Origin of the sequence: Streptomyces sp. STR69 (genome assembly GCF_024519455.1) — a bacterium.
GTDB lineage: Bacteria > Actinomycetota > Actinomycetes > Streptomycetales > Streptomycetaceae > Streptomyces.
In genome coordinates, this window is sequence record NZ_JALJRY010000023.1 from 55,714 (window position 1) to 80,203 (window position 24,490).

The window sequence follows — 24,490 nt, forward strand, 5'->3', positions numbered from 1 at the left end:
TGGGGGTGGGTCAGCGGTGGCGGTCCGCGAGGGCGCACAGCGGGGCGATGCCGGCCAGGATGCCGTCGGCCGGCAGGCCGAAGTCGACGAGGGCGGCCACCTCGTCGACGCCGGTGGCGGTGAGCCGCTCGATCATGGCCGCGCAGCTGTCGGGGGAGCCGATCAGGGAGCCCTGGTGCAGATAGCGCTCGTAGGTGACGTCGAGGAGTTCCTCGATCAGGTCGTCGGAGATGTCCTCGTCGGGCAGCGACAGGCCGCCGCTGATGGTGCCGCCGCCGCCCGCGGCCTGCCGTTCCAGAACGACGGCGGAGCGCAGGTACTCGCGGAAGGGGGTGCGGGAGCGGGCGATCGCCGTCTCGGCGTCGGCGTCGAGGTGGGTGTGGAGCATCAGCGAGACGATGCCGTCCTCGGCGCGGTGACCGTGCTCGGCGCGGGCCTTGCGGTACACGTCGATCTTCTCGCGGAGCTGGTCCAGGTCCTGGCCGATGAGGTGGGTCAGGACGTTGGCACCGAGCGCGCCCGCGTCCTTGAAGGTCTGGATGCTGCCCGAGGAGGTCAGCCACACCGGCAGCTCCCGCTGGACGGGCACGGGGTGCAGCCGCACCGTGGTGGGCCGCTGCGCGCCGTTGGGCAGCTCGACCGTGGCTCCGCGCCACAGCGCCCGCACGGTCTCCAGCTGGTCGAGCATGACGTCGCGCCGGCCGGCGTAGGACGCCGGGCTCAGGACGAAGTCGTTGGTGTTCCAGCCCGCGCCGAAGGAGATGGCGGCCCGCCCGTCGGACAGGTTGTCGACCACGGACCAGTCCTCGGCCACCCGGACGGTGTTGTGCAGGGGCGAGATGAGGCTTCCGGCCCGCAGCTGCATCCGGTGCGTCACCGTGGCCAGCGCGGCGCTGGTGAGCGCCGGATTGGGGAAGACACCGCCGAACGTGTCGAAGTGCCGTTCCGGGGTCCACACGGCGTCGAGTCCGCCGTCGTCGGCGAGCCGGGCGGCGTCCAGCATCGTGCGGTAGGTCTCGTGGGCGTCGCCGGTGGCGGAGGCGAAGAACATGATGCCGAAACGCATGGTGACTCCAGTTCCCGAGCCCGGCGACCGCCGGGCTGCTGCCGTGTCAGGAAGCCCGCCGCACGGGGGCCTTGTGGGCGGTGAACGCGAAGACGTGCCCGCGGGCCGGCAGGCTCTGCGGCAGTGCCCCGCGCTCCAGGGCGGCCGCCCCGGCGGCGATCTCCTCGTCCCCGGCCGTGTCGGGCAGGGGCCAGGCGATGCTCAGCACGTTCCGGCCGCGGCGCAGCAGCCCGGCGGGCACGGTGAGCGAGTGCTTCGTCCAGGTGTCGCCGAGCGGCTGCTCGAAGCAGGGTTTGCCGTTCACGGTGAGGGTGACGGCGGCCTCGGCCGTCCGGGGCCGCGGCAGCCGCCAGGCGAGGGTGAGCACGGTGTCCGCGGGATCGTCGACGACGAGGTGGAACTCGCTGGTCAGATCGCGTGCCAGGAGGTACGCGGCCCCGCTGCCGGTGGACGCTCCCAGGCGTTCGCCGAAGGTCGTGGCCTGTGCCTGGTCGGCCAGCAGGTCCACGGTGTCGCCGGCCTGCTCGGCGATCAGCAGCTTCTCGTAGCTCTCCCGCACGTCCACGCCCGCCGCGGCCAGGGCCTCCACCATGCCCTCGCGCAGCGTGTGGTCGGCGAGCTTGCCGGTCAGACGGGTGTCGCCGGCCACGAGATAGCGGGCGAACTGCGGCAGGACGGCGGACCGTTCGTAGCTGGCGCACATCCAGTGCGGCGCGGTGCGGGTCTGGTAGTCGAGGTAGTCCTCGATACGGGGGGCGATGCCGGGGTCGAGTTCCAGCGCCCGGTCCAGGTGGTGGCGCAGCAGTTCGGCGGGCTGGCCGTAGTGGGCGTTGTGCACCGCGGCCAGGAGGTGGGCGGCCGCCGCCTGGGCGGGGGTGGGTCCGCTCGCCGCCCGGACCAGGTCGGCCGCAGCGGGTGCCGGGCTGCCCAGCGCGGTGGCGGTGGCCGAGGCGGCAGCGGCGGCGGCCAGGGCGAGCCCCCCGAAGGAGAGGTGGCAGTAGTCGAGGTGGAAGCGCCGGCCGGGCAGGGCGCCGTCGTCCGCCGCGCGGAAGAGCCGGGGCAGGTCGACGAGGTGGAAGCCGTGTTCCTGCGCCTTGCGGCGCATCTCGGCCTGGACAACGGCGAGGATGCGCGGCGAGTGGAGGGTGAAGAGGCCGACCGCGGCGTCCTTGGCGGTCACCAGGGCCTGTTCGCGGGTCGTCTCGTCACCGTTCGCGGCGGCGGCGCGGGCCAGCAGACGGCCGCTGACCGGGCTGGTGCCGCCGTCGAGCCGGGTCAGCTCGTGGGCCAGGCCCAGGGCCTCCTCGTGGCGGCCGGCCTCCAGCGCGTCGAGCGTACGGGCCCGCAGCCGCAGCCAGCGCGCCCCGGCGTCCCCGGGCAGGGCGGGACACACCAGGGAGCGCTCGTCCTCCCAGTCGGCGAGGTTGAACTCGGGGACGACCAGCGTCACCGGTGCGCCGCATCCGGCGGCGGTGGCCGCGAGGAGGTCGAGGAAGCGGCCGGAACGCTCCACGACGAAGTCCTGGAAGAGCCGCCCGGCGGCCGGGTAGCCGCCCTCGCGCAGGGCCTCGGCGAGCCGCTGCAGCTGATGCGGGGTCGGGTCGATGTTGTTCCAGTTGTTGCCCGCGTACACCACCAGGGCGTCGGGCCGCAGGCCGGCCGCCTCCTCCAGCACCTGCTCCAGGTCGCCGAAGTTCGCGTTGGTGCGGGCCAGGTCCAGGACGTCGACGTCGGCGAGCCCGGCGACCGGGGTGAGCATCCCACCCAGGACACTGGCGAAGCTGAAGGCCGGGTCGTAGAAGTAGCCTCGCGCGGCGGACTCGCCGAGGACCACGGTCCGGCGGCGGCCGGGTGCGAGCGGCAGCCGGTCGAGGTCCGCCCAGTACCGCCACTGGTCGCGCCGGGCGGGATCGCGGACGTACTCCTGCTCCGTGCGGCGCCACACCCCCACGGTGTCCGGGGCGGTGGCGGCCGCCGGCACGGGTGCGGGCGGCTCGGCGGGGTGGGCCGTGCCGAGTTTCTGCAGCAGCGCCAGGGCCAGCGTGCCGTTCTCGCCGGACAGCAGCTCGCTCAGGCGCCGGGTGTAGACGCGGTTCAGGTCATCAGTGCTCATGGGACTGCCTTCGCCTAGAGGAGGGTGTAGACGGAGTCGCTGACCACCGACGCGCGCGGCGGGCGGGTTCCTTCGAACCAGGTGCGCCAGGAGGCGGGCAGGTTCTCCCGGTCGATCACGAAGTCCTCCAGCACCAGGCAGTCGATGGCCGAGCGCAGGAAGCACAGCAGCGCGTCCTGCGGGGTGCACACGATCGGCTCGCCGCGCAGGTTGAACGAGGTGTTCAGGACGATGGGGCAGTCGGTCCGCTCCTCGAACGCCTTGATGAGGCGGTAGAAGCGGCCGTTGTCGGCCGCGGTGACGGTCTGCACCCGGGCGGAGCGGTCCACGTGGGTGATGGCCGGCAGATCCAGGGGCGAGATCACCTCGCACGTCTCCAGCATGAACGGCGAGGAGTGGTCGAGCCGGAAGTGCTCGGCGGCCTTCTCGGCGAGCACGGCGGGCGCGAAGGGCCGGAAGGCCTCCCGCATCTTGACGGAGGCGTTGATGCGGTCGCGCATGTCGGACCCGCGCGGGTCGGCGAGGATGGAACGTCCGCCCAGCGCCCGCGGCCCGAACTCCATCCGGCCGTGGTACCAGCCGATGACCTTCCCCGCGGCGAGCCGGTCGGCGACGGCGCCGAGCAGTTCGGGCTCGCGGCCGCGGAAGTCCTGGAAGCCGCGCTCGCCCGCCGCCTCCAGGCTCCTGGCCACCTCGGTGGCGGGAACCGGCGGGCTGAGCAGCGCCGAGCGCATCCGGGCCGGGGAGATCCGGCTGCCGGTGATCCGCTGGTGGGCCACCGCCGCCGCGCCGAGACTGCCCCCGGCGTCGCCCGCGGCCGGCTGGACGAAGACCTCCTCGAACGGGCCCTCCTCGACGACACGGCGCGTGGCCACCACGTTGAGCGCGACGCCGCCGGCCATGCACAGCCGGTCGCTGGGCACCAGGCGCCGGGCCCGGGCGGCGAGGGCGAGCAGGGTCTCCTCGGTGACCAGCTGGAGGCTGCGGGCGAGGTCGCAGTGGATCTGCTCGATCTCCGACTCCGGCTCCCTGGGCGGCACCTGGAGCAGCTCGGTGAGCCGCTCGGTGCCCATGCCGTCGGGGTTGCGGAAGTCGAAGTAGGACAGGTCGAGGGCGAAGGTGCCGTCGTCGGCGACGGTGATCAGCTGCCGTACCCGGTCGGCGAACCGGGGCTCTCCGTAGGGCGCGAGGCCCATCACCTTGTACTCGCCCTCGTTGACCTCGAACCCGAGGTGTCCGGTGACCGTCGAGTACAGCAGGCCCAGGGAGTGCGGGAAGCGGACCTCGTCGACCAGGTCGAGCCGGTCGCCGTCGCCCCGGCCCCAGGTGGTGGTGGCCCACTCGCCGACCGCGTCGACGGTCAGGACGGCCGCGTCGGGGAAGCCGGAGTAGTAGTAGGCGCTGGCCGCGTGGGAGAGGTGGTGCTCGACTATTTCCAGGCGGCCGTCGAAGCCGAGGACCTCCCGGATGTCCCGGCGCGGCCGGTCCGCGTCGAACCGGAAGAGCGCCTCCGGCCGGGTGTCGGGCACCTTCGGCAGCCCCATCCACAGCTGCCGGTCGAGCTTTTTGACCGGGTCCTCGTAGTACGCCACGCAGTCGACGTCGGCGATGGTGAGCCCCGCCTCGTCCAGGCAGTGCCGCAGCGCCCGGTGCGGAATGCCCGGGTCCTGCTTCCTACGCGTGAAGCGCTCCTCGTGCGCCGCGTTGACCAGTTCGCCGCCGACGAGCAGGGCCACGGCGGAGTCGTGGAAGTGCGCCGAGACCCCGACGACGACCGGACCGTCCTTCCGGGCCCCCATCACCGGCCCCGCCGCGGCAGGCCGTACTCGTCGAGCAGCAGGTTGAACGTGATGACAGTCATCAGCAGGTCTCTTTCGAAGGGGACGTTGATCCGGAACCCGGGCCGGGAGTACTCCTCGACGAGTCGCGCGACGGCGGCCGGGTCGAAGTAGCCGTCCGCCTCGATCCGCCCGGGCTCCAGGAGCGACTCGACGAGTTCGTCCCGCTGCCGCAGCAGGTAGGGGCTGCCCGGAGCGGTGAAGCCGAACTTCTCGCGGTCCACGATCGATGCCGGGATCCAGTCGCGTGCCACCTGCTTGAGCAGGTACTTCTCCTCCAGGCCCCGCACTTTCAGGTCCGGTGGCACGGTGGCCAGGAATTCCACGAGTTCCCGGTCGAGGAACGGGTGCCGGCTCTCCACGGAGTTGGCGAAGGCCATCCGGTCGCCGTGGTCGCCCAGGAGGTGGTCGGCGAGGCGCACCTTGAGATCGATGTAGGAGCGGCGGTGCAGCGGGTGCAGCCCCACGAGGCGTTCCCGGTCGAGCAGCGGATGCTCCAGGCAGTCGATGTCCGGGAAGTCCTCCAGGAGGCCGTCCGCGTACAGGGCGCGCTTGGTGGTGCGGAAGGCGACGTCGTCACCCTCGTAGAAGAAGTTCTCGTCGCCCCACACCCGGCCCCGCAGTTCGGCCTCGCGCAGCTCGTCCGGTCCGAAGCCGGTGACCTGGCCGCCGCGCACCTGGTCGAAGCGGTAGCCGATGTAGCCGCCGAAGAACTCGTCGGCTCCCTGTCCGGTCAGCACCACCTTGACGCCGTTGTCGCGGACGGTCTCCGACAGTGCCATGGCGGCGGCGTCGAAGGACTCCTTCAGGGGGCACTCGGTGTGCCGGATCACCTGGGCGAGCCGCTCGCTGATCTCGTCGCCGTGGATGAACCGCTCGTGGTGCTCGGTGCGCAGGACGCGGCTCATCGTGCGCTGGTGGTCGGCCTCGGACAGCTCCCGCTCGGGGAAGGCCGCGGAGAACGACGGGATGTCCGCGTCCGGCATCAGCCGCCGCATGATGGCGCCGACCAGCGACGAGTCGAGGCCGCCGCTCAGGTACAGGCCCACGCCCACGTCGGACAGGAGGCGTTTCTCGACCGACTTGACGAGGAGTTCTTCCAGGCGTTCGGCGTAGTGGCGCTCGCTGTGCTGTTCCACGGGCTCGTCGGCGCGGGGATAGACGAGATCCCAGTACTTCTGCTCCCGCGGCTGCTCGCCGAGCCGGCACAGCACCGTGGTGCCCGGTGGAACGCTCCGCACGCCCCGGAACATGGTGCGCGGGCTGACCAGGCCGGGCAGGGTCAGGACCTGGTCCAGGCCCACCGGGTCCACGTCCCGTTCCACCGCCGGGTGCTGGAGGATCGCCTTGATCTCGGAGGCGAACACGAGCGTGTCGCCGGTGCTCGTGTAGAAGAGCGGGGTGACCCCGAAGTGGTCCCGGGCGCCGAGGAAGAGACGCTCGCGCCGGTCGTAGAGCACGAGCGCGAACTGCCCGTCCAGCCTGCGGACGAAGTCGCTGCCGTACTCCTCGTAGAGGTGGGGGACGACCTCGGTGTCGCAGGTGGTCTTGAAGACATGGCCCCGCGCCGCCAGCTGCCGTCTGAGGTCACGGTGGTTGTAGATCTCCCCGGTGGTCATGGCGACCACGCGGCCGTCCTCGCTGTACATCGGCTGCTGGCCGCCGGCCGGGTCGTTGATGGCCAGCCGGGCGAAACCGAAAGCGACGTGCTCCTCCACGTGGGAGCCGAAGGAATCGGGGCCGCGATGGTGGATGGCGTTCTGCATGGACCTGAGTTCAGGGGCCTCGGCGGGAATCGCCTTCGTGCTGATGAATCCACATAGTCCGCACATTTAAATAGACCGTTCCCCCAGGGTCGATGACGCGAGTGCCGCACGGCCGCACTTTCCACGCAGGGACATGGGTGGCTCATGAAAGGGCACTCGGGGACCCAGGAAACGTAGCACCGGACGGGTGTGCCGACAGGGCCTGTCGAGTGCTTCTCCAGCGTCCCTCCAGAATGCGTCCTTTCCCTCCGCGACCTGCTCGGACCGCCGTCCCGGACCCGCTTGTGACGCACTGAAGGATCGCTTGAACACGCAACGGCCGGCATTGACCGATTGCTGCGCCCGACCGTTGTATGAGAACTCATGAACCCGATTCCGCAAGCTCCTTCGATGCGCTCCCGGATATTCCGTCACGAGCGACGCGAGGCGGTCATTTTCCATGGCTGACCGCTTGCCGGAATTGTCTGTGGAGCAGCTGGAATTCAGTGCGGGCGAGGAGAATTCGCTGCGCCTGCTGAGCGATCTCGTGACCCGTGCCGCGGCCCGCTGGCCGGACCGCACCGCCGTGGTCTGCGCGCACCGCACCGTCACGTTCGCCGAGCTGCGGGACGCCGCGGCCGCGGCCGCCGGCGAACTGCGGCGGGCCGGGCTCGCCCGGGGCGAGCGGGTCGTCATCGCGTGCGAGGACCCGGCGAGCGTCCTCGCGCTGCTGCTCGCGACGGCCGCGGCCGGAGCCGTGCACGTCCTCGCGGAACCGGAGCTGCCCGGCTACGCCGCCCGGCATCTCCTCACCGACGCCGCCCCCGCCCGCGTCCTCGCCGACGCGTCCTCGTCGCTCGCCGCCGCGGCACGCGCCGAGAACCTGCCGGTAGGGCAACTGCGGCCCTTCTCCCTCCCCGTCCCCGCGCGCACCGCCCCCGAGGCCGCCGCGATTCCGTCCGACCCCGTGAGCATCCTGTACACGTCCGGGTCCACGGGCCGGCCCAAAGGCGTGGTCAGCACGCACGCCAACGTGCTGTTCGCCGTCCGGGCCATCGCCCGCCGGCTGCGCCTGACGCCCGACGACGTGATCGGCTGTGTGCTCCCGCTGACCTTCGACTACGGCCTCTACCAGCTCTATCTCGGCCTGTACTCGGGTGCCGCGGTCGCGCTCGGCCACGGCGTGGACGCCGGACCGGGCCTCGTGCGGTTCCTGCTGCGCCACGAGGTGACCGTGCTGCCCTCGGTGGCCGGGCTCACCTGGTCGCTGTGCAGGCTGGCCGAGCGGCAGTCCCGGCGGCCGCCCCTGCGCATGCTCACCAACACGGGCGCGGCCCTGTCGCCCCGGCTGGCGGCCAGGGCGCGGGAAGCGTTCCCCGGGATCGACGTCGTCGCGATGTACGGGCTCACCGAGTGCAAACGCGTCTCCGTCCTGCTGCCCGAGGAGTGGCAGGAGCGGCCCACCTCGGTGGGCCGCCCGCTCGACGACACCGAGGTCCTCGTCCTGTGCCCGCGCACCGGACAGGTCCTGCCGCCGGGCGAGGAGGGCGAACTGGTGGTGCGCGGGCCGCACCTGGCCCGTGGCTACTGGGGTGATCCGCAGCTCACCGCGCAGCGGTTCCGGCGGGTCGGGCCGGCCCAGGAGACCATGCTCTTCACCGGCGACCGGGGCCGGGTCGACGCCGAGGGCTACGTGTACGTGAGCGGGCGTGACGACGACGTCTACAAGGCGAACGGCTTCCGGGTCAGCGCCGCCGAGATCGCCCTCGCGGCGGAGGACATACCGGGCGTGGAGAAGGCGCACTGCCTCCCCGGGCGCGAGGACCGCCCCGCACGGCTCGCCGTGGTGACCGGCCGCCCCGCTGAGGAGATCCGGCGTGAACTGACCGACCGCATCGAGTGGTTCAAGGTCCCCGACCACATCCGGGCACTGGCCGCCCTCCCGCTCAGGCGCAACGGCAAGACCGACACCGCGGCGCTGGAGGCCCTGCTGACCGGGGGCACGGCATGACGGATCCCGCACCGCTCGCCGAACTCGCGGAGCGCTACGGCACCCCCCTGTACGTGTACGAGCTGTCCGAACTGCGCGCGGCGCACGCCGCGTTGCGTCGGGCGCTGCCCGAAGAAGCCACGCTCTACTACTCGCTCAAGGCCAACCCGCACCCCGAGCTGGTGCGGGAGCTGACCGCCGCGGGCTGTGCCGCCGAGGTCTGCTCGGAGTCGGAACTCGACGCGGCCCGGGCGGCCGGCCTGCCCGCCGCCGCCGTGCTGTGCACCGGCCCCGGGAAGACCACGGCCGAACTGCGGCACGCCCTGCAGCACGGTGTGCGCCGCTTCTCCGCCGAGTCCCCGGTCGACCTGGCCCGCCTCGGCGCGGCCGCCCGCGCCGCCGGCACCCGGGCCCAGGCCCTGCTGCGGCTCAACCCGGAGACGTATCCGGCGGGTGCGGGCCTGGCCATGGGCGGGGCGCCCACACAGTTCGGCAGCGACGTCTCCTGGGTGCGGCGCTCTCCCGAGGCGTTCCGCGCCGAGGGCGTGGACCTGGTGGGCTACCACGTCTACACGGGCAGCAACGTCCACGAACCCGACCAGCTGGCCGGCTGGTTCGCCGCGGCGGCCGACGCCGTGACCGCGGCGCAGGAGGCCCTCCGCATCGACCTGCGCACGGTGGACCTGGGCGGCGGATTCGGCCACCCGTACCTCGCACCGGGCCACCGCCCCGACTTCGGCGCGCTCCGGCCGGTGCTGACGCACCTGTTCAAGGACCGGCTCGCCCCGCTCGCGGAGCGTCCCTTGGAACTGGCCTTCGAGTCCGGCCGCTATCTGGCCGGCGCGGCGGGACGGTTCGTCGTCCGCGTGCAGGACGTGAAGGTCAGCAAGGGCCGCCGCATCGTGATCGCCGACGGTGGCATCAACGCGCTCGGCGGCATGGCCGGACTGCGGCGCATCCCGCCGATGACCGCGGCCGCCGTGACACTCGCCGCGGGATCCGCAGAAGCGGCCGGCGCAGCAGGTGAGGAGGCGGCCGGCGAAGCCGTCCTGACCGGCCCCCTGTGCACCACCCTCGACGTTCTCAACGCCCGCCTCCCGCTGCCGGACGTGCGTCCCGGCGATCTGCTGACCATCCCGAACTGCGGGGCCTACGGGATGACCGCGAGCCTGCTCGCGTTCCTCGGCCGCCGCCCGCCGGCCGAGGTCTTCCTCGACGCCGGCCGGGTCCGCGCCGCCACCGCCCTGCGGCTGAGCCACCACGACATCCATCCCAGGAGGCAACCATGAGCGCCGCCCGCAAGGCCTTCCGTGACGTCCTGCTGACCCATCTCACCTGCGAGGAGGCGGGCCTGGACCGTGAGGTCCGGCTGCGCACCCTCGGCCTCAACTCGATGCGCGCCGTGGACCTGGTGCTCGACCTGGAGGACCGGTTCGGCTTCGCGTTCCCCGACGACCGCTTCACCGACGAGAACTTCGCCACCGAGGCGAGCCTGTGGGCGGCCGTCGAACCGCTGCTCGGTGCGGGTGCCCGGCTGTGACCCCCGCCGACCTGGACGCCCTGGAGAAGGAACTGGCCGACTGCGCACGCGACGCCGACGCCGACGGCGACCCGGAAGGCCGCGTGGTGTCGCTCCTGCGCACGCACCGGCTGCTCGGCCACGGCGTGCCCGGGGAACTGGGCGGTCCGGGCGGCGACCTGACCGGCCTGGTGGCGCTCGCGGCCCGGATCGGCGGCGCCTGCCCGGGAGCCGGTGTGCTCTGGGTCATGCACTGCCAGCAGGTGGCCATCCTGCGCGACCACGCCCCGCAGCCGCTGCGCGACCGGGTCCTGCGCGAGGTCGCACAGCGGCAGCTGCTGCTGGGATCGGTGACCACGGAGCCCCGCAAGGGCGGTCACGTGCTCACCGCGCACGCCGCCGCCCGCGCCGACGGCGACACCGTCACCTTCCGGCGCGCCGCCCCCGTGGTCAGCGGCGGTGCGCACGCCGACGCCTTCCTGCTGTCCCTGCGCCGCGCCCCCGACGTCGCCCCGGACGACGTGCTGCTCGTCTACGCCGACCGCGCCCAGTGCGGCGCCACCGTGCTGGGGCCGCTGGATCTGCTCGGTATGCGGGCCGCCGGGAACGTGGCCATGGAGTTCGAGGGCCAGGTGCCGGCCGGTCAGCTCATCGACCCCGAGGGCGGGTTCACCCGCGTCACGATGCGCACCCTCGCCCCGATCGGCCACCTCGGCTGGGCCGCCTGCTGGGTCGGCGCCGCCCGCCGGGCACTGCGCCAGGTCGTCGAACTGCTCCGCGCCGGAACACTCACGCGCACCGACTCCGCCTACCGCACGCTGGCCCGGGCACGTGCCCGGATCGACGGCGCCGAGGCGCTTGTCCTCGCCGCGCTCGCCGAGCACCGCGGACGGTCCGCGCCGACCGGTGAGGGACCGGACCGGGACGGCGCCCGCCTGGACTCGCCCGCCTTCCAGATCCTGATCAACAACGTCAAGGCGACGGTCTCGCAGGAGACGTACGAAGCCGTCGACGCCCTGCTCGGGCTGGCGGGCCTGGCCTGGGGCTACCGGCGCGACGGCGGCACCGACCTGGAGCTGCTCTTCCGGGACCTGCGGGCCGCCCCGCTGATGTACGGCAACGACCGGCTGGCGGGCGCGAGCGGCCGTCTCGCGCTGATGGACCGCGCCGCACAGTCCTTCCCCGGCACCGGCCTGGACTCCCTGCCCCGCGGAGGCGGCGATGACTAGAGCGGCCCAGGCCCCGCCGGAGATCCGGACCGCCCGCCCCTCCCGCGGCACCGGGCCCGCCGGCCGCGGCCCCACGGACGGCGCGGACCTCCTGCCGCTGCCGCACCCGCACGGCACGGCGGCTGCGGCAGGCGGCATCCGGTGACCGCCGTGCGCACACAGGTCCGGGGCGACCTGCTGTCCTGCTACACGGCCGCGGTCGCCGTCCTGATGGAGACCCGCGGCCTGTCCCACCGGGCGGTGCTCGGCGGGCAGCTGTTCCTCGCGGTGCGCCGCGAGGGAACCCGGTGCGAGGTCGTGCACCAGCACACGCCGCTCACCGGCGACGGGGACACGTTCGCCCTGCCGCTGGTGCGGCGGGGCGCGGCGGACGCCGAGGAGGCGGGCCGCGCCGTCGCGGCGGCCGCCCGCCGGGACGGCGCCGTGATCGTCACCGGTTGCGCCGGCCGGCTGCCGTGGCTGGCCGGGGCCGCGCCCGCACCGCACTGGTTCGCCGTCACCTGCCGTGCCGGAGAGCTGGAGATCGACGACGTGTTCACCTGGAGCGACGACCAGGGCGACTTCGGCCCGTACCGGGCCCCGGTCCGGGCACGCGACCTCGGCCCCTTCGCCGCCTGCCCCCTGCCGCCGGAGCCGGCGCACCGCGCGCGGGAGCGGCTGGCCCTGGGCAGCGGCGACGCCGGGCCCGCCCACCGGCTGGACCTGCCCTATCAGTGGCTGGAGCCGGCCCCGGCGGCCGGCCCGGGCGCGGGAAGCGGTGCCGGCGTACTGAGCCGGATGCTCGGCACCACCGCCGCGGCGCCAAGTCTCCCGCGGCCCGGATGGCTGACCGGCGGGGCCGCGACGGCCGCGCTCGCGGATCTGCTGGAGGAGGCCGGGCGCACTCCGGAGGTCCTCGCCGTGCAGAGCGACCTGTGGGTGGCGGCGCGCGGGCGCGCACTGTTCCGCGAGGTGCTCCGCGACGAGGCCACCGCACTGCTGGGTCCCGCGGCGGCCGGGCTCGGCGACTGGCTGGAGGAGCAGGTGCTGCCGCGGTGGACGGGCGTGGTCCGCGCGGTCCGCTACAACGCGCTCCGGGTGCGGCGCGGCCATCCGCCCCAGCGGGGGATGGCGCGTGAGCTGCGCAGGCTGGGCGCCCTGGAGGACGAGTTGCCGGAACGGCTCAGGAACGTCCTGGCCCCGGCGGCCCCCGACCGGGGCCATCCGACAAGTGGGAGATGACAACGTGTCGACGAAGAAGCGGGTATGTGTGATCGCGGCCAGGGAGCCGCTGCTGCGGCGCGCCGCAGCGCTGGGCCTGGAGGTCCTGTCGGTGCAGACACCGCAGGAGTTCCGGAGTCTGCCGGCCGACCTCACCGACGCGGTGACCACGCTGGTGCTGGACTACCACGACCGGGACCTGCTGGTCGAAACCGTGCGGGCCCTGCACGCCGCGCGGCCGCTGGACGGCGTCTTCACCGTCTACGAGGAGTCCCTGCTGCCGGCCGCGCACCTGGCCGACGCGCTCGGGCTGCCCGGGCCGTCGTACGAGACCGTCAAGCTGCTGACGGACAAGTGGGCGATGCGTGAGCACCTGCGCAAGGCCGGGGTCGGCACTGTCGCGGCGGCGCTCGGCCGGGGCGAGGGGGATCTGGCGGCCTTCGGGGCGGAGCACGGCTATCCGTTCATCGCCAAGCCGGTCGCGGGTTCGGCGAGCCTGGGCATCTTCCGCCTGGACTCCGCCGACGAGGTCCCCTCCGTGGCGGAGCGGTTGCGGGAGGTCGGGCTCGACCTGTTCCTGATGGAGGAGTTCCTCGACGGCCACGAGATCAGTGTGGACGGCATCAGCTTCCACGGGCGCTACGTCATGCTGGCCGTCTGCGACAAGATCACCGGCCCGCACTTCATCGAGTTGGGCCACTCGCTGCCGGCCGCGCTGGACGCCGAACAGCTGCGGTCCGTCGAGGAACTGGTCGCCTCCTTCCTGGACTGCGTCGGCCTGGCCGACGGGCTCTCGCACGTCGAGGTGAAGCTCACCGGTGCCGGCCCGAAGATCGTCGAGGGGCACAACCGCCGTGGCGGCGACCGGCTGAACACCCTGGCCGACGCCGTGTACGGCATCGACCTGGAGGAGCTGGGCCTGGCCTGGGCGGCCGGTGCGGCCGAGGAGCTGCCCGCTTCGCCCGAGGCCCGGTGCGGCACCGCCGTGTGCTTCTTCACCGCCGAGCGCGGCCTGGTGCGCGAGGTGCTGGGCGCCGAGGAGGTGCGGGCCCACCCCCAGGTCCTCGAACTGCACGTCAACTTCCCCGTGGGCAGCAGCGTTCCGCGTCTGCGCTGGTCGCTGGACCGGGCCGGGTACGTCGTGGTCCGGGCCGGCACGGCGGGGGAGGCCCTCGCACTCGGTCGGGACCTCGCGTCACGGATCCGGCTCGTGGTGGACGAGGTGGCCCCCGACCTCGCCGCCGACGACGCCTCCCACCGCGATCTGATCGGCGAACTCGACCAGGCGGCCCGCCTGGGATACCGGACGTCCTGAGACGCCCTCCTGCCGGCCCGCACGAGACGACAGCGGAGTGATCATGCACGTGAGCACATCGACCCTGATGGAGCTGCTGGACCGGCAGTGCGCCCGCACACCGGACGCGGTGGCCGTCGTCAGCGACGACGAGACGCTGACGTACGGGCAGCTCGCGCGGCGGTCGGACGCCGTCGCCGCGCGGCTGCGGGCGCTCGGGGCGGGGCCCGACCGGGTGGTCGCCCTGGCCCTTGAGCGGTCGGCCGCCCTGGCCGTGGCGGTCGTGGGAGTGATCAAGGCGGGTGCCGCCTATCTGCCCCTGGCGCCGGAGGATCCGGCGGAGCGGCTGCGGCTGCTCGTCGAGGACTCGGCCGCGGTCGCGGTCCTCACGACGGCCGGGTCGGGGGTGGACGCCCGGCCGTGGCGGGTGCCCGTCCTCGACCCGGGCGAAGTCCTGGACGGCATCGTGCCCGCCGGCGCGGGCGAGCCGGCGGCGCCCACGGGCGGCGACCTGGCCTACCTCATCTACACCTCGGGCTCCACCGGCCTGCCCAAGGGCGTGCTGACCGAGCACGCGGCCATCGTCAACCGGCTGGAGTGGATGCAGCGGGCGCTGCCGATCGGACCGGGCGACACCGTGCTGCAGAAGACGCCGTACACCTTCGACGTGTCGGTGTGGGAGCTGTTCTGGCCGCTGATCACCGGCGTGCGGCTGGTGTTCGCCCGGCCGGGAGGCCACCGCGACCCGCGCTACCTGCTGGAGACCGTGCACCGGCACCGGGTGACGGTCACCCACTTCGTGCCGAGCATGCTGGAGGAGTTCCTCAAGGAACTGCCGGACCCCCGGGCCGCGTCGCTGCGGCGGGTGCTGGTCAGCGGCGAGGAACTCAAACCACGGGTGAGGGACCGCTTCTTCGGGGTCCTGCCCACCGCCGAACTGCACAACCTCTACGGCCCCACCGAGGCCGCCATCGACGTGACGCACTGGCAGTGCGCCCCGGGCGACGACCCGGACCGGGTGCCCATCGGACGAGCCATCGACCGGGCCCGGCTGTACGTCCTGGACCCGGACCTGCGCCCCGTTGCGCAGGGCGAACCCGGCGAGCTGTGCATCGGCGGCCCGGTCATCGCCCGCGGCTACCTCAACCGGCCCGAGGAGCAGCGCACCCGCTTCGTACCGGATCCCTACGCCGACGAGCCCGGCGCCCGGCTCTACCGCACCGGAGACCTCGCCTCGCAGCGCGCCGACGGCGTCATCGACTACCACGGCCGCATCGACCACCAGGTCAAACTGGGCGGCGTCCGCATCGAGGCGGGCGAGGTGGAGGCCGCCCTGGAGGCGCTCGACGACGTCGAACAGGCCGTGGTGGACCTGCGCACCTGGCCCACCGGCAGGCCGGTGCTCGTCGGCTGGGTGGCGGGCCGGTGCGGCGCGCAGGACACGGCCGGCCTCCGGGAACGGCTGCTGCGGACCCTGCCCGCCGCCTTCGTGCCCGGTGTGCTGATTCCGCTGGAGCAACTGCCCCTGAGCCGGCACGGCAAGGTGGACCGCGGGAAGCTGCCGTGGCCGCCGCCGGCGCGGGAGACCGGCGCGGAACCGGAAGCCTCCTGGCCCCCCGGCGATCAGGAGCCCGACGGCACGGCCGCCCGGGTGCACCGGATCTGGCGGGAGATGGTCCCGCGCGAGGGGTCCAACTTCCATGTGGCGGGCGGGGACTCGCTGCTCGCCGGCCAGTTGGTGGCCGCGGCGTGCCGGGAGTTCGACATCGACCTGAACACGGCGGACTTCCTGCAGAACCCGGACATCGAGGCGCTGGTGCAGCTGGTCGACAAGGCACTCACCTCCGGCGGCCGGGAATCCGCGCGGGTGCTGCCCGTGCCCCGGAACGGCCGGCTGCCCCTGTCGTCGGCCCAGCGCCGGATGTGGCTGCTGCACCGGTCCGATCCGCGGGACGTGGCGATGAACATCCACGGCGGGCTGCGGCTGACCGGACCGATCGACCAGGAGGCCGCGACCCGCGTCCTGACCGGACTGACGCACCGCCACGAGGTGCTGCGCACCACCTTCCCCGACTTCGACGGCCGTCCGGTCCCGGTGATCGCGGACGCCACCGCGATCGAGGTGCCCCTGCGGGAGCACCGGGGACTGAGCGCACCCGAACGGGACCGGGCCGCGCGGGCGGCCTGCGCCGAGATCGGCGCCGCACCGTTCGACCTCGCGGGCGGGCCCCTCCTGCGCGCCCGGCTGCTGTCGTTCGCCGACGACGACCACTTTCTGGCCCTCGGCCTGCACCACATCGTCACCGACGGCTGGTCCTGGTCGGTGCTCGCCCACGACTTCGCCCGCCTGTGGGCCCAGGACGGCACCGCGCTGCCCGCGCTGCCCGTGCAGTACCAGGACTACGCGGCCTGGGAGGCGGGGCTGGCGGAGCGCGAGGAGGACGTGGCCTTCTGGACCGAGGTGCTGCGCGACCCGCCGCCGCCCCCACGGCCGGCCGGATCCCCCGGACGCCCCCAGGAACTGAGCATCGCGGCGGGCGTCACCGAGGTGCAGTGGCCCGAGGGGTTCGCCGAACGGCTCGGCGCGTTCTGCGCCCGGCACGAGGTCACCGTCTTCACCGTCCTGCTCGCCGGGTACGCGCTGCTGCTGGGCCGGCTCGCCCAGCAGGAGGACGTCATCGTCGCCGCCCCCGTGGCCAACCGGACCGGTGTCGACGTCGAACCCCTCGTCGGCTGCTTCATCAACACCCTGCCGCTGCGCCTGGAACTGGACGAGGACCAGACCTTCATGGACCTGCTGACCCGGGCCCGGGCCGTCGCGACCGCCGCGCAGGCCCACGGACGGCTGCCCATCGAGCGGATGCCGCTGGCCGACACCGACCGCGGTCCCGGCCGCTCCCCCCTGCTGCAGGCGCTCCTCGTCGTGCAGAACACCCCGCCGTGGCACGCGCAGCACCTCGGCCACCGGGTCGAGGTCGTCGAACAGCCGAGCCCGCGCACCCACTATCTGCTGAAGCTCGAAGTGCTCTCCCCGCAACCGCCGCTGCCGACCCGGCTGGTGTTCGCCACCGACGCCCTGGACGCCGGCCGGGCCGCGACGATCGCCGCCCAGCTGGCCACCCTGCTCGACCGGGCACTGGCCGACCCGGACGGATACGTCTACGACTTCTCACTCCTCGACCCCCTGCGGCGATGAGTCCGCACCCCCTGCCGCAACCGACCCGGAGGAACTTGCCGTCATGACCTCGCACAGCAGCCAGGCAGGCCTGCTCACCGCCACCGCGCCGGCCCCGCCGACCGCGGAGCAGGCAGCGGCCCCCCTTCCGTTCACCCTGCCCGCCCCGCTGACCGCGCAGGTGGAGCGCCTCGCCGCCGAGGCACCCGACCGCCCCGCGGTGCGCCGGGGAACCCGCCAGTGGACCTACCGCGACCTCGCTGACGCGGCCCACCGCATCGCCTCCGGCCTGGTGGCCGCGGGGGTCGGGCCGGGCGAGACCGTCGGGGTGCACGGCGGGCGCAGCTTCGAGACGGTGGCCGCGCTCCTCGGCGTCATGCGCGCCCGCGCCGTCGTGCTCCTCCTGGACCCCGCCCACGCGCCGGACCGCATCCGGATCCTGCTGGAGGAGGCCGGCGCCCGTACCGTGGTGGCCACCGACGGTGCGGCGGACGGCCTGGACCGGGAGGTGCTGCGGTACGGGGAGCTGGCGGCGACCGAACCCGCCGTGCTCGCCGAGCCGGCCGCGCAGGACCCGGCGTACGTGATCTTCACGTCCGGTACGACGGGACGCCCCAAGGGAGTGCTCGGCTGGCACGGCGCGCTCGCGCACTACGTGGAGTGGGAACAGACCCGGTACGGCTTCGGGCCGCACGACCGGGTCGCGCAGATCGCCTCGTTCTCCTTCGACGCCGTGCTGCGCGACGTGTTCCTCGCACTCGGCTGCGGGGCCACCCTGAGCCTGCCGCCGACGGACCGTCCCTTCGAGGACCCCGAGGGGCTGCTCGCCTGGTTCGACGCCGAGGGCGTCACCGTCGTCCACACCGTCCCCAGCGTGCTCGCCTCCTGGCTGCACGCCGCCCAGGACACGGGCCCCTCGCTGCGCGGCGTCCGGCTGCTGGGGCTGGCCGGGGAACCGCTCACCGGCGCCCTGGTACGCCGCTGGCGCGCGCGGTTCCCCGAGTTCACCGGCCTGGTGCTCAACCTCTACGGGACCACGGAGGGAACCATCCTGCAGTCCTGCTACGAGGTGCCCGAGGACACCGACGACGCGGTTCTCGCCGTGGGCACACCGATCGGTGACACCCAGCTGCTGGTGCTCAACCGCCGCGGCGCGCCGTGCGGCGTGGGCGAGCCCGGTGAGGTCGTCGTCCGCTCGCCGTTCCTGACCCGCGGCTATCTGGAGCCGGCCACCGGGTCCGGGTTCGCCGCCAACCCCTTCCGCCGGGATCCGGCCGACCGGATCTACCGCACCGGCGACGTGGGCCGCTTCGAGGCGGACGGCACCCTGTTCATCGCCGGGCGCCTCGACGACCAGGTCAAACTGCGCGGTGTGCGGGTGCAGCCGGCGGAGGTGGCCGCCGCACTCGCCGCACACCCGGCGGTACGGCAGGCCGCGACGGTCGCGCGCACCGCCGCGGGCGGCGGCGCGGAACTCGTCGGCTACGTGGTGCTCGGCCCGGACGCCCCCGGGACCTGGCAGCAGGAGCTGCGGGATCTGGTCGCGGCCCGGGTGTCCACCGCCGCCGTACCCGCCCATCTGCTCCCCCTCGACGCTCTGCCGCTCTCCCCAAACGGCAAGCTGGACCACACCCGGCTGCCCGCTCCCCCCTCCGCCGCCGAACGGCCCGCCGGATCCCAGGAGCCGGTGACGGACCCGCTGGAGCAGAAGGTCGCCGCCGTCTGGGCGCGGGTCCTCGGCCTCGCACCCGCGGCCGTACCGCGCGAGAGGCACTTCTTCGAACTGGGCGGCGACTCGCTGACGATGGTGCGCGTGCTCTCCCGGCTGCGCCGGGACACCGGCGCCGACGTGGGCATGCAGGAGTTCTTCCGGCACCCCACGGTCGCCGCTCTCGCCGCGGTGGCCCGCGACAGCGGGGCCGGGGCCGGCGGCGGCGACACGATCACCCGGCGCACGCGCAGCGGGCCGCTGCCGCTGTCGCAGGAGCAGGAAGGGCTGTGGTTCGTCCACCAGATCGCCCCCGACAGCTTCGCCTATCACATGTCCGGCGCCTTCGAGGTGGCACCGGGCACGGCGGTGGAGGACGTCGAGCGCGCGCTGACCGGGCTGCTGCGGCGGCACGAGGCGCTGCGCACGGTCTTCGGGCCGGGCGAGAACGGCGACGGGCGGCCGGTGCAGACCGTGCTCGACGCGACCGCTCCCGACCTGGCCGTGCTGCCCGCCGCCGAGGACCGCGCCGCGGCCCTCGCCACGCTCGCCACCGCTGCCGCACACCCCTTCGACCTGGCCCGGGGGCCGCTGCTGCGGGCCCGCCTGGTGGCCGAGCCGCAGGGCCTGCTGCTCGGGCTGACCGTGCACCACATCGTGTGCGACGGCTGGTCGTGGGAGGTGATGGCGGGCGAGCTGAACGCGTCCCTGGACGGCCGCGACCCGGACGTCCGGCCGGCGCCCCTCGGCTACGGCGACTACGCGGTGTGGCAGCACGAGCAGACGGACGGGACACAGCTGGAGCGTCATCTGGCCTTCTGGACCGGGAAGCTGGCCGACGCTCCCCAGCTCGACCTGCCGCTGAGCAGGCCCCGGCCGGCCCGGCTCACCCACCACGGCAGGGTGCGGCGCTTCACGATCGACGTGCCGCTCGCCGCGGAACTCGACCGGTTCTGCCACGAGCACGGCTTCACCCGCTACACGGCGCTGCTGACCGCCTTCGGGCTGCTGCTGTCCCGGTCCGCCTACCAGGACGAGGTGGTGGTCGGCGTGGACAGCGCGGGCCGCGACCACTCCGAGCTGGAGCAGACCGTGGGCTTCTTCGTGCGCACCCACGCCGTGCGCATGGGCTTCGCGGACTCACCGGGGTTCCTGGCGGCGGTGCAGCGCGTGCACGACACCTTCCTGGAGGCGTACCCGCACCAGGACGTGCCCTTCTCCCGGATCGTGGAGGCGCTGAACCCGGAGCGCGACGCCGGCCGCACCCCGCTGTTCCAGGTGCTGTTCCGGATGCCGCCGAGCGGGGTGGGCACCGAGCCGGCGACCGCGCTGCACCCGGTGGACCTGGAGGGCACCTTCGTGACCTCCAAGTTCGACCTGACCCTGATGGTGCGGGCCACGGAGGGCGGCCTGGTCTGCGAACTGGAGTACAACACCGACCTGTTCGACGACGAGGTCGCCGAGGCGCTCGGCACCCGGTACCGCGCTCTGCTCGCCGAGTCGGTGCGCGCCCCCCGTACCCCGGAGTCGGCCCTGGCCGTCCCGGCCGGACGGGAGGACGGCCCGGACACCCCCGCCGAGCCCCGGCCCCGACCGCGGACCGAACCGGTGACCGGGACCCGGTCACCGGCCCCGCCCTCGGCGCACGGTCTGTTCGCCCAGGCCGCGCGGCGTGCGCCCCGGTCGGCGGCGGTGCGCGAGGGCGAGCACGACTGGACGTACGCCGAACTCGCCGACGCCGTCCGGGCGCTGGACGCCGCCCTGCCCGAGCATGCCGTGGTCGCCGTGCTCGGCGGACGCGACCTCGCCTCGGTGGCGGCGCTCCTCGCCGCCACCGACCGCGGCCGCGTGGCCGTCCCGGTGGACTCCTCGCTGCCCCCGGTGCGGCGCCGGCAGATGCTGGCCCGGGCCGGGGTCCAGCTGGCCGTCGTCGTCGGCGAACCGGACGCCGCACTGCCGGTGCCCACCCTGCACCTCGGGCCCGACGCCCGGTTCACGGCGCCACCGCCGGACCTGTCGGCGATCCCCGCCTGCCGGGTGCCCGACGACGCGGCGTACGTCTTCTTCACCTCCGGCACCACCGGCGAGCCCAAGCCGGTCCTCGGGATGCGGCGCTCCCTCGACCACTTCGTGGACTGGGAGCGCACGGAGTTCGCCGTCGGCGCCCACGACCGGGTGGCCCAGCTGACCTCGTACTCCTTCGACGCGGTGCTGCGCGACGTGTTCCTGCCGCTGTCCTCGGGCGGCACGGTCGTGCTGCCCGCACCGGCCGTCCGCGACGACGCGCTGCGCCTGCTGCAGTGGCTGGAGAGCGAACGGATCACGGTGCTGCACACCACCCCCAGCGTGCTGGGCTCGCTGCTCGCCGTCGCCGCGGACGCCGACGGGGTGGGACTGCGCGCGCTGCGCCTGGTCTGCCTGGCCGGCGAGCCGCTGCTCGACGCCACGGTGGCCGGCTTCCGCCGGCTGTTCGCCGACTGCGCGGCCAAGGTCGTCAACTTCTACGGGCCGACCGAGACCACCATGATCAAGAGCTTCTTCGAGGTGCCCGCGCCCCCCGTGCCCGGGGTCCAGCCGGTGGGCCGGCCGCTGCCCGGCACCCGGATCCGGCTGCTGGGCCGCGACGGACGGCCGTGCGCGCCCGGTGAGCGCGGCGAGATCGTCATCGACACCCCCTTCGGCACCCTCGGCTACCTCGCCCCGCCGCAGGAACCGGGACTGCTCGACGTCCTGCCGGGCATCCACGGCGTCCCCTACCGGACCGGGGACATCGGCCTGGAACGGCCCGACGGGACGTTCGTCGCACAGGGGCGGCGCGACGGACTGCTCAAGATCCGCGGGGTGCGCGTGCACCCCGCGGAGATAGCGTCGGCGGCCCTGACGCATCCGGACGTCGCCGCCTGCCACGTCGAGGCCGTCGCGCAGGACGGCGGCACCCAGCTGGTCGCCTTCTTCAGCCCGCGCGAGGGCACCGACGTCACGGCCGAGGCCCTGCGCCGGCACCTGGCCGAACGCCTCGCCGCACCGGTGGTGCCGGGGCTGTTGTTCACCGTGCCCGCGCTGCCGCTGCTGCCCAACGGCAAGGTGGACCGCCGCGCGCTGCTCGACCGGTCACGGCCCGCCGCCGGGCGCCGGCCCGCCCCGCCGAGCACACCGACCGAACGGGCGCTGGCGCAGATCTGGGGCGCGCTGCTGCAGCAGGACGAACCCGGTGTCCACGACGACTTCTTCGAGATCGGCGGACACTCCCTGCTCGCCACCGTCATGATCACCCGGGTGCGCAAGCAGTTGGGCGCACAGCTGACACTCCGCCAGGTCCTGGAGAAGCCCCGGATCGCCGAACTCGCCCGGGCCGTCGACTCCGCCCGCGACGAGGAGCAGCACAGGCAGGAGGAGGAGGGCCAGCTGGTCCGGCTCTCCCACGGCCCGGGCACCCGCCCGCTGTTCTGCGTCCACGGCATCGGCGGGGACGTCCTGCCCTTCCGCGCCCTGGCAGCGGAACTCGGCGACGGCGGGCCGGTCCTGGCGTTCCGCGCCCAGGGCACCGTCCCCGGCGAGAGGCCGCGCAACGACATCCGCCAGATGGCCGCGGCCTACCTCTTCGAGATGCGCAAGGCGCAGCCCAGCGGGCCCTACCGGATCGCGGGCTGGTCGCTGGGCGGACTGGTGGCCTACGAGATCGCCCGCCAGCTGTCCTTCGACGGCGAGCGCACCGAACTGCTGCTCCTGGTCGACACGTATGCACCCGGCACGCGTGCCTACGACGGATTCGACGGGGACGCCCGGGACCGCGCCCGCTCCTTCACCGCCGAACTCGCCGGGACCGGATTCCCCGGCGACATCCCCGCAGCGCAGTCCCTGCTCCTGCCCGAGGGCTCGGCCGGCGCCCCCGACGACGAACTGCGGCGGCGCTTCGGCATGTATCTGGCCCACTCCACCGCCGCCGCCCGCTACCGGCCCAACGCCCGCCGGCTCGACGTCGACCGGTTCCTGCTGGTGCGGGCCACCGGGCAGGAACGCCCGGAGGGCACCTCGGCGGCGCTCGGCTGGGAACGGTTCACCGGCGGCGAGGGGCCCGACGTCCTGCCGGTCGACGCCGACCACTACTCCGCGCTGCGGCGGCCCGCGGTCGCCTCCTTCGCCGGATCCCTGCGGGAGGCCCGCAGGGAGAACTGACGGCACACCCCGCCCGACCCCCGCCGCACCGCACCGCACGGAGGTAAGCGCATGACGGCAACCACCGTCGCCCCGACCGAACCCCGGACGCCGTACCTCTACCGCCCCCGCGCACTGGAGGAACCCGACTGGACCCGCTTTCCCGGATGGCGCACCGTCACCGCCGCCCAGTGGCGCTCCGCCCAGTGGCAGCGCAGCCACTGCGTCAAGAACGTCCGGGAACTGCGCAGGGTCCTGGGCGGCCTGCTGGACGACCGCGTCTACGACGACCTGCAGGTCGACCAGGAGAAGCAGGCGACCATGTCCCTGCTGGTCCCTCCGCAGATGCTCAACACACTGATGCCGGGGGTGAGTCCGGCCGGCCCGGGATCGCTGACCGAGGCGTTCCGGGCCGACCCGGTCCGCCGCTACATGCTGCCCCTCGCCTCCGACCGGCGGCCGGACTGGCGCTCCCACCCGCTGGCCGCACGCGACTCGCTGCACGAGTCCGAGATGTGGGCGGTGGAGGGCCTCACCCACCGCTACCCCAACAAGGTGCTGGTGGAGCTGGTGTCCACCTGCCCGCAGTACTGCGGGCACTGCACCCGCATGGACCTGGTCGGCACCTCGACACCCACGGTCGCCAAGACCAGGTTCCAACTGCGTCCCGTGGACCGCACCGAGGCCATGCTCGGCTATCTGCGCCGCTCCCCGGGCATCCGGGACGTGGTGGTCTCCGGCGGCGACGTCGCCAACATGCCCTGGCCGCGCCTGGAGGAGTTCGTCGGCCGGCTCCTGGACATCGACCACATCCGCGACATCCGCCTCGCCTCCAAGGCACTGGTCGGACTGCCGCAGCACTGGCTCGCACCGGACGTGCTCGACGGCCTCGCCCGGCTCGCCGCCCGCGCCACCGGCCGCGGCGTCGCCCTCGCGCTGCACACCCACGCCAACACCGCCCAGTCCGTGACCCCGCTCGTGGCGGAGGCGAGCCGGGCCGTCCTGGCCACCGGAATCCGGGACGTACGCAACCAGGGCGTCCTGCTCGCCGGGGTCAACGACCGCGCCGAGGCGCTGCTCGACCTGTGCTTCGCGCTGCTCGACGGAGCCGCCGTGATGCCGTACTACTTCTACCTCTGCGACATGATCCCGGAGAGCGAGCACTGGCGGATCCCGCTGAGCCGGGCCCAGGAACTGCAGAGCGACCTGATGGGCCACCTCCCGGGCTTCGCCACGCCCCGCCTGGTGTGCGACGTGCCCTACCTCGGCAAGCGCTGGGTCCACCAGGCCGCCGAGTACGACCGGGTCACCGGCGTCTCCCGCTGGGAGCCCAGCGCCACCGGGGCCGGCTTCGGCACCTCCGCCGCCGCACGCACCTTCCACTACTACGACCCGCTGCACACGCTGCCGCCGCAGGGCCGCCAGTGGTGGGAACGGCACACCGCCTGAGGCCGCCCC

14 protein-coding genes are annotated in these 24,490 nt (G+C 73.8%); 10 read left to right on the top strand and 4 right to left on the bottom strand.

Annotated features, from left to right (window positions below):
- Nucleotides 1–10 precede the first annotated feature (10 nt).
- The 4 genes from OC490_RS35170 to asnB are packed head-to-tail and all read right to left on the bottom strand — an operon-like array spanning nt 11 to nt 6,849.
- Nucleotides 11–1,066, bottom strand: a complete 1,056-nt coding sequence (locus tag OC490_RS35170) for a MupA/Atu3671 family FMN-dependent luciferase-like monooxygenase (RefSeq protein ID WP_262062088.1) — start codon at nt 1,064–1,066, stop codon at nt 11–13.
- 46 nt (nt 1,067–1,112) lie between these two features.
- The gene (locus tag OC490_RS35175; protein ID WP_262062089.1) at nt 1,113–3,179 is read right to left on the bottom strand and encodes a hypothetical protein; all 2,067 of its coding nucleotides are present in this window, start codon (nt 3,177–3,179) and stop codon (nt 1,113–1,115) included.
- Between the two features lie 14 nt (nt 3,180–3,193).
- The gene (locus OC490_RS35180) at nt 3,194–4,978 is read right to left on the bottom strand and encodes a carbamoyltransferase (RefSeq protein ID WP_262062090.1); all 1,785 of its coding nucleotides are present in this window, start codon (nt 4,976–4,978) and stop codon (nt 3,194–3,196) included.
- Nucleotides 4,978–6,849 carry an asparagine synthase (glutamine-hydrolyzing) gene (gene asnB, locus OC490_RS35185; protein ID WP_262062091.1) on the bottom strand — a complete coding sequence of 624 codons (1,872 nt, stop codon included), beginning with the start codon at nt 6,847–6,849 and terminating at the stop codon, nt 4,978–4,980. The genes OC490_RS35180 and asnB overlap by 1 nt, the downstream gene beginning before the upstream one ends.
- Nucleotides 6,850–7,249: 400 nt before the next feature.
- Here asnB and OC490_RS35190 point away from each other — a divergent pair, with 400 nt between their 5' ends.
- The 10 genes from OC490_RS35190 to OC490_RS35235 are packed head-to-tail and all read left to right on the top strand — an operon-like array spanning nt 7,250 to nt 24,481.
- Nucleotides 7,250–8,773 carry a class I adenylate-forming enzyme family protein gene (locus OC490_RS35190; RefSeq protein ID WP_262062092.1) on the top strand — a complete coding sequence of 508 codons (1,524 nt, stop codon included), beginning with the start codon at nt 7,250–7,252 and terminating at the stop codon, nt 8,771–8,773.
- Entirely contained in the window at nt 8,770–10,041 is a 1,272-nt protein-coding gene (locus OC490_RS35195) for a type III PLP-dependent enzyme (RefSeq protein WP_262062093.1), read from the top strand. Before OC490_RS35190 ends, OC490_RS35195 begins: the two co-directional genes overlap by 4 nt.
- Nucleotides 10,038–10,292 (top strand): acyl carrier protein, encoded by a 255-nt coding sequence (locus tag OC490_RS35200; protein ID WP_262062094.1) that lies wholly within the window; start codon nt 10,038–10,040, stop codon nt 10,290–10,292. Before OC490_RS35195 ends, OC490_RS35200 begins: the two co-directional genes overlap by 4 nt.
- Nucleotides 10,289–11,500, top strand: coding sequence for an acyl-CoA dehydrogenase family protein (locus OC490_RS35205; protein ID WP_262062095.1), 1,212 nt, complete (start codon nt 10,289–10,291; stop codon nt 11,498–11,500). The genes OC490_RS35200 and OC490_RS35205 overlap by 4 nt, the downstream gene beginning before the upstream one ends.
- On the top strand, nt 11,493–11,645 hold the full coding sequence (locus OC490_RS35210) for a hypothetical protein (RefSeq protein ID WP_262062096.1): 153 nt from the start codon (nt 11,493–11,495) through the stop codon (nt 11,643–11,645). Before OC490_RS35205 ends, OC490_RS35210 begins: the two co-directional genes overlap by 8 nt.
- Before the next feature lie 5 nt (nt 11,646–11,650).
- Nucleotides 11,651–12,721, top strand: a complete 1,071-nt coding sequence (locus tag OC490_RS35215; RefSeq protein WP_262062097.1) for a hypothetical protein — start codon at nt 11,651–11,653, stop codon at nt 12,719–12,721.
- Between the two features lie 4 nt (nt 12,722–12,725).
- Nucleotides 12,726–14,015 (top strand): ATP-grasp domain-containing protein, encoded by a 1,290-nt coding sequence (locus OC490_RS35220; RefSeq protein ID WP_262062098.1) that lies wholly within the window; start codon nt 12,726–12,728, stop codon nt 14,013–14,015.
- A 49-nt stretch (nt 14,016–14,064) separates the two neighbouring features.
- The gene (locus OC490_RS35225; RefSeq protein ID WP_262062099.1) at nt 14,065–17,190 is read left to right on the top strand and encodes an amino acid adenylation domain-containing protein; all 3,126 of its coding nucleotides are present in this window, start codon (nt 14,065–14,067) and stop codon (nt 17,188–17,190) included.
- Nucleotides 17,191–17,233: 43 nt separating this feature from the next.
- Nucleotides 17,234–23,053 carry a non-ribosomal peptide synthetase gene (locus tag OC490_RS35230; protein WP_262062100.1) on the top strand — a complete coding sequence of 1,940 codons (5,820 nt, stop codon included), beginning with the start codon at nt 17,234–17,236 and terminating at the stop codon, nt 23,051–23,053.
- Between the two features lie 51 nt (nt 23,054–23,104).
- Nucleotides 23,105–24,481, top strand: a complete 1,377-nt coding sequence (locus tag OC490_RS35235) for a KamA family radical SAM protein (RefSeq protein ID WP_262062101.1) — start codon at nt 23,105–23,107, stop codon at nt 24,479–24,481.
- Nucleotides 24,482–24,490: the final 9 nt, after the last annotated feature.

Coding starts and splice junctions, on each gene's coding strand:
- OC490_RS35170 (WP_262062088.1), bottom strand. CDS start 1,066: ATGCGTTTCGGCATCATGTTCTTCGCCTCCGCCACCGGCGACGCCCAC.
- OC490_RS35175 (WP_262062089.1), bottom strand. CDS start 3,179: ATGAGCACTGATGACCTGAACCGCGTCTACACCCGGCGCCTGAGCGAG.
- OC490_RS35180 (WP_262062090.1), bottom strand. CDS start 4,978: ATGGGGGCCCGGAAGGACGGTCCGGTCGTCGTCGGGGTCTCGGCGCAC.
- asnB (WP_262062091.1), bottom strand. CDS start 6,849: ATGTGCGGACTATGTGGATTCATCAGCACGAAGGCGATTCCCGCCGAG.
- OC490_RS35195 (WP_262062093.1), top strand. CDS start 8,770: ATGACGGATCCCGCACCGCTCGCCGAACTCGCGGAGCGCTACGGCACC.
- OC490_RS35200 (WP_262062094.1), top strand. CDS start 10,038: ATGAGCGCCGCCCGCAAGGCCTTCCGTGACGTCCTGCTGACCCATCTC.
- OC490_RS35210 (WP_262062096.1), top strand. CDS start 11,493: ATGACTAGAGCGGCCCAGGCCCCGCCGGAGATCCGGACCGCCCGCCCC.
- OC490_RS35230 (WP_262062100.1), top strand. CDS start 17,234: ATGACCTCGCACAGCAGCCAGGCAGGCCTGCTCACCGCCACCGCGCCG.
- OC490_RS35235 (WP_262062101.1), top strand. CDS start 23,105: ATGACGGCAACCACCGTCGCCCCGACCGAACCCCGGACGCCGTACCTC.